Here is a 5,834-nt window from a genome sequence, read left to right as displayed (position 1 = left end):
ACTCTTTTTAATCAATTAATAAGGAGTTTATTAATTAATTTTAGGTCTTAAAATAGGTTAATTTTTTATGTTTTATTACCCTTAATAATAATAAAGAGTTTTAGATATAAATTTAAACTCTTTATTTAAAAATTCTTTTAAAAGCCTTTACTTATAAGGCTTTCATCGATAAAAAAACTATTTAGTATATAGATATAAAACTGTCTTGTAATTTTTTATAAAGTTTCTTACAATTTATCCCCATTAAAAAAGAGCGAAAATTTTTCTATTTTAAATACATTTAGGGCATATGCCCTAAATGTATTAACTTCTTGGAGTTATTATTTCTTCTTCTATTTCACCATAAGTAATATTTGATTTTTTAGATTCATCATTATTCCCAGTATGATATTCTAAAACCCTTTTAATAAATTCTTCTTGATCTATTTCACCCGTAGCTTTTGATCTTATAAGATCTCTTTCACCTTCAGTTAGATACATTCCCCCATGTTTTATATTTCCTTCTGCCCGTCTAAGCGCTTCTTCTAAATCATAGCATTTCATATGGTCCATTCCTTTCTATAAATATCTAATATGGAGCTATATTTAATTTCACTTTTCTAAAACCAGGGCATATGCCCTAATTTTATTTTTAAAATAAGTTTCTATTATTATTAAAGGCTACTATGTCATAGTTAAATACGAACATAGTAACTTTTATTCATTATTTTTTAAGTATTTTTCTGTTATTTCATCTATTAAGCTATTTAATAAAGTCTGATAGTTTATATGTGGAAACTGATCCTTAACCTTATCAATCTTATCCCAAACTTCTTTATATAATCTTATAGTCTTGGCAATAGGTTTATCTTTACTAGAATATATCTTTAACCCTAAATCATGTGTAACCTCTTTGGAACTACTTTGTATACAAATCATTTCCTTAAGTGCTTTTTNTTATAGTCTTGGCAATAGGTTTATCTTTACTAGAATATATCTTTAACCCTAAATCATGTGTAACCTCTTTGGAACTACTTTGTATACAAATCATTTCCTTAAGTGCTTTTTCTAGTATATCAACCTTCTTACTTAACTCTAAAAACTCTCTATTCTCCATTAAATTGATAGGTTTATTATTAATTATTGGATTAGAAAATGTCTGTGTTACTTGCATATCAGATACTTCGGGCTTTTTAGAACCATTTTGAAACACAAATTGCCCGTTCACTTTTTTAATATTTTTTCTAGCTAATCTTTTAGTTATAACTCTTTCATTAACATTAAAATCAATCTCTTCAATATCTTTCATTGTCCTACCTTTAAGTAACTCAAAATTAATATAGTTAATAACTTCTTCTAAACTCATATCTTCATAAACCATATAATCCCACCTTGTAACCAATTTGTATACAATAATAATATATCATGAAAGTACTATATATAAATAAAAAATAGAAATATTTTAATCTAAATAAACAACAACTTTTCTGTTGTTGTTTTATATGTTTTATATATAACTGTTTTATATGTTTTAGATACCATTAGAACCATTGATATGACTAGCTTTAAAATTTTTAAAACGAGAAATCCGTACCTAAAAACGAGAAATCCGTACCTAAAAAACGAGAAATCCGTACCTAAAAACGAGAAATCCGTACCTAAAAACGAGAAATCCGTACCTAAAAACGAGAACGAGTAATGACGTTGACATTCGTTAATAATATGGTAAAATATTCTTGAGAGGTGACTTTATGGATAAAGACTATTTAGTAATTAAATCTAATTATTTTATTATGAACTCAAGTTATGATTTAAGTTTAGAAGAACAAAAATTAATACTTACTTTAGCAAGTATGGTTCAACCAGATGATGAAGAATTTAAACAATATATTTTTAAAATATCAGAATTTATGGAACTTTTGGGGGTTGATACTAAAACTAAATATACTGAAATACCTAAGATAACAAAGGAACTTATGAAAAAGGTTTTTGAAATACAAGAAGGTAATAAATTAATACAAATTGCTTGGCTTAGTAGTGCAACATATGAAAAGGGAACTGGATTTGTTGAGCTAGAGTTTTCGCCAAAATTAAAGCCATATATGCTGAAACTAAATAATATGTTTACTCAATATAAGCTAGCTAATATTTTAAGTATGAAAAGTAAATATTCTCCAAGAATATATGAACTTTTAAAGTGTAATGAATTTAAAAAACAAGGGTATATAGATATTGATATTGATGATTTAAGAAAACTTTTGAAAACAGAAAATATTTATCCTAGACATTTTGATTTTAAAAGATTTATTCTTGAAGCAACTCAAAAAGAATTGAAAAGATTAACTGATATAAGTTTTGAGTTCGAAGAAATTAAAACTGGAAGAAAGGTGACGTCAATAAGATTTTTTATTAACTCAAATTCAAATAAAACAAAAAGAATAAGTAAAGAAATTAATACTCATGCTAATGATGAGATAGCAGCAACAGTTGTTGAAGAACTTGAAATTGATTATATTAATAAAATAAAAGCTATAATAGAAAGTTATTGTAATAAAAAAATAAGTGATAAAACAGCTATTGATTTTTATAATTTAGCTAAGAAAAATGAAGTACATAAAGGTAATCCTTTAAGACTTATAACTGAGATAGCTGAATATTCAACAACTCAAAATATAAAAAATTTAAATGCTTGGTTTAAGACAATGTTAAAAGATTATGAAAAACCACTACAAAAAGTAAAACAACTTAAATTTAATAATTTTAAGGGTCGTGATTATGATTATGATGATCTTGAAAAGAAACTCTTAGGGTGGGATTAGCAAAGCTTTATACTTCTAAAATGAAGTATAAAGCTTAATTTTTTTTATAATTAATTAGATTTTAAGCTTTTTATTAAATTATCAATAGCTTCTTTATCTTTTCTTTTTATAGATTTAGTACTACTAGAAATTAATTCCTTATAGCTTTTCATATAAAAGAAATCATCTCGAGTTTCAACTTCGAATTCTGGGGTATTACTATATACTTTTTCAGCAGCAATATAAAAATCAGATTTTATTTTACTATTTTTAGTTTTTAAATTATAAGTTTTCATTGTATTTAAAGCTTTTTCTTTTTCAGATTTAACCTTAATAAATTCATTATATAAATTGAATGATCTATGCTCTGCATAGCTGTAAATAATTATTTTTATATTTTTAAACCCTAAATTTAGTTCTTTTATAGAGTTAATTTGTTTTAAATAACTATAAGCAGTTTTAAAGTTTCCAGTATCAAAAATAATAAATTCTAAAGTGTCATCCTTAATTCTAGCTATAACCTTTGATATATTATATAAATTTTCAAATGCTTTCTGAACTTTTCTAATTTTAGGAATAATTTTATCTTCTATATCTTTATTTGTTTTATTAAATTTAGTTTCAGATTCATTAAGTTTAGTTTCTTTATTTGAAATATTATGTATTATTGGAATTAAGATTTTATTTAAATTTTCTTTAGCATTATTTTTTAAAAGAATTCTACTATGAATTTCATTTTTCAAATCATTTAATAACTCAAACTCTAAATTTAATTCTTTTAATCCAGTTTTAAAGGTTTTTTGAGATTTCTCTTTAATTTCCTTTTCTAGGTTAATACACTTTGAATTTAATTCTCTATATTCAGCTTCATCACTATAAGAATCAAATAAATTTAATCCATTATTAAGCTTTTGAAAATTATCATCAATTCTTTGCTTTTCAATTTTTAAATTTTGAATATCTTTTTTATAAAGATTAATTGCATCATTACTCTTTTCTAGCCAGTCTTCATATTTAGATTTATCTACTTTTAGATGCATTAAGAAAATATGATCTTCTATAGACTTTAAAATAGATTCTTTATCAATTAGATCTTCCCCCTGTGCTAACAAATGAAATTTATATGCAGAAGATAATAGTTGCTTTTCTGTTGGGTTTTTATCTACTTTTTTAACACTTATTCTATTCTTTTGAACATTTGAGAAATCTTCTTCACTATCTCTTAAATATAAATATTTCATTGCAGTATCAGTAAGATAGATATATTTATAGTTTTTATTTATGTTTTCCATTGCAATAAGATTATTTTCTATCATTCCATTAATTATAGTTTGTCCACTTTTTATAAATTTTTTAAATTGATCAAGAAAGCAGTAATTCCCTGCTTTCATTATCATTTCAAGATATTCTTTATATTTAAATTCAGCAGCAACAAAACTACCTAATGAAATAATGTCATCTCTTACTATAGCTTTCATTAAAAACACTCCATTCGTGAACAACCAAGATTAGTTGCTATTTCTTGTTTAAGGTCTATTTCCGTACCAGTGTAACTGGTTCCGATACTTTCAATTGCAATTAATTCTCCATTAACTTCAATTGCAGCATCAATACAAGTTTTAAGTTCTCCAGATTTTTCAGGATATATTTCATAATACTTATCTATTAGTTCTCTTTCATGTTTCCAGGTATCTTGAATATCACTATCTAACTTATAATAAACTTCAGTAAGCTTTATATCATGTTCAAGATGATTTGTTTGTGCAGCACAAAAGTTTGTAATTCCAAATTCTTGTCTACAGTATTCTTTTCCACCCTTATCAAGCTGAATTATAAGGTTATTTTCGCCACGAACTATATGTTCGGAGGTTTTAATATAGCCACTCTTTTCAAGCTTATTTAGCCTATCTACACTAACCCCACAATACTCTTTAGCTTGACTTGAATTACATAATCCAGTTTTACTAAGCTGCTTAATAAGATCTCTATCTCTACCTGTAACAACTTTTATAGTTGACGCTTTTCTCCCCCTAGCCATAAACCTTCCTCCTTATAATAAGTTTTTCTTTGTAATTTTTCTTATCAAGTATCTCAAATTCATTACTAGTTTTTATAATTTCTACCATACATTTAAATTCATATGGCTTTATTTGTCCGTTTTTAGCCTCATAGAACTGCTTTTGAGTTTCTATAACACAAAATACCTTGGTTACACGCAAAAGCTCATATAGAACGAATTTAAGCATATTAGGCTCTATAAACATTAATACGAAGTTACATAATACTACTTCAAATGATTTATCTTCATAAGGTAAGCCATAATTTATATCCTGCTTTATAAAATTGACATTAAATTTCTTAGGTTTAGCACTAGGCTTCGGATCCAACATATCAATTCCATATAAATTTTTAAATCCTAGTTTATAAAAGAAATATAGATTCCTATAATGACCACATCCAACATCCAGTATTTTATTATTTAAATTAAGATCCATATGATATCTTTTTAAAAACAATAAGTTGTAATCACTATAACCTTCCTTTAAATGATTATTTATAAGAAATAACATTTCCTTCCTCCACTTTAATTAAATTTGTTTGAGAATGTTTGAAAGTGTTTAAAAGTGTTTGGAACGCAAACAATTTTAAACACTTTCAAACAAATATTAGTTATTAAGTTAATGATAAAAATATAATTCTTGCTTAAAGTGCTTCAAATTGTTTAATTACTAAACAAACCCAAACACTCTTATACAATTTCAAACACCTTTGTATGATTAGGTATTTTTTATATAAATTTTCACATGTAATTAACTTGTTTTCGAGTCGTATTTATTAAAACCAATCTTTGATTGGCTTGTTTTTGGCCATAGCCCAAAATTTTAATGAATAGCTTATGCTTCGCATAAAGCTAGACCGAAAACAAGTTATTATAGACAATATTATATGCATTCTTGTCTGGATATTGTTTTTTTTGAAATATGTAATTAAAAGCATATGTAAATTTAAGAAATATATATAAATATAAATTTACATATATTTCTTACATATAGTATA

The 5,834-nt window shown here is 24.9% G+C and carries 5 protein-coding genes; 1 reads left to right on the top strand and 4 read right to left on the bottom strand.

Annotated features, from left to right (window positions below):
- Positions 1–303 precede the first annotated feature (303 nt).
- Positions 304–543 carry a hypothetical protein gene (locus OYT88_RS20575; RefSeq protein WP_274402241.1) on the bottom strand — a complete coding sequence of 80 codons (240 nt, stop codon included), beginning with the start codon at positions 541–543 and terminating at the stop codon, positions 304–306.
- Between the two features lie 1,187 nt (positions 544–1,730).
- Between OYT88_RS20575 and OYT88_RS20570 the strand changes: the two genes are divergently transcribed.
- Complete coding sequence (locus OYT88_RS20570) at positions 1,731–2,798, top strand: replication initiation protein (RefSeq protein ID WP_274402240.1); 1,068 nt, start codon at positions 1,731–1,733, stop codon at positions 2,796–2,798.
- Between the two features lie 50 nt (positions 2,799–2,848).
- Here the strand turns inward: OYT88_RS20570 and OYT88_RS20565 are convergent, their stop codons facing one another.
- From OYT88_RS20565 to OYT88_RS20555, 3 genes are read right to left on the bottom strand one after another with little or no spacing between them, the layout of a single operon-like run.
- Positions 2,849–4,255 carry a hypothetical protein gene (locus OYT88_RS20565; protein ID WP_274402239.1) on the bottom strand — a complete coding sequence of 469 codons (1,407 nt, stop codon included), beginning with the start codon at positions 4,253–4,255 and terminating at the stop codon, positions 2,849–2,851.
- Entirely contained in the window at positions 4,255–4,815 is a 561-nt protein-coding gene (locus OYT88_RS20560) for a hypothetical protein (protein ID WP_274402238.1), read from the bottom strand. Before OYT88_RS20560 ends, OYT88_RS20565 begins: the two co-directional genes overlap by 1 nt.
- The gene (locus tag OYT88_RS20555) at positions 4,808–5,347 is read right to left on the bottom strand and encodes a class I SAM-dependent methyltransferase (RefSeq protein ID WP_274402237.1); all 540 of its coding nucleotides are present in this window, start codon (positions 5,345–5,347) and stop codon (positions 4,808–4,810) included. The genes OYT88_RS20560 and OYT88_RS20555 overlap by 8 nt, the downstream gene beginning before the upstream one ends.
- Between the last annotated feature and the right edge of the window lie 487 nt (positions 5,348–5,834).

It is taken from the genome of Sporolactobacillus sp. CQH2019 (genome assembly GCF_028765345.1).
Taxonomy (GTDB): Bacteria; Bacillota; Bacilli; order Bacillales; family Sporolactobacillaceae; genus Sporolactobacillus.
Note: the sequence above shows the minus strand (reverse complement) of the source record. Positions and strands in the feature narration are given on the sequence as shown.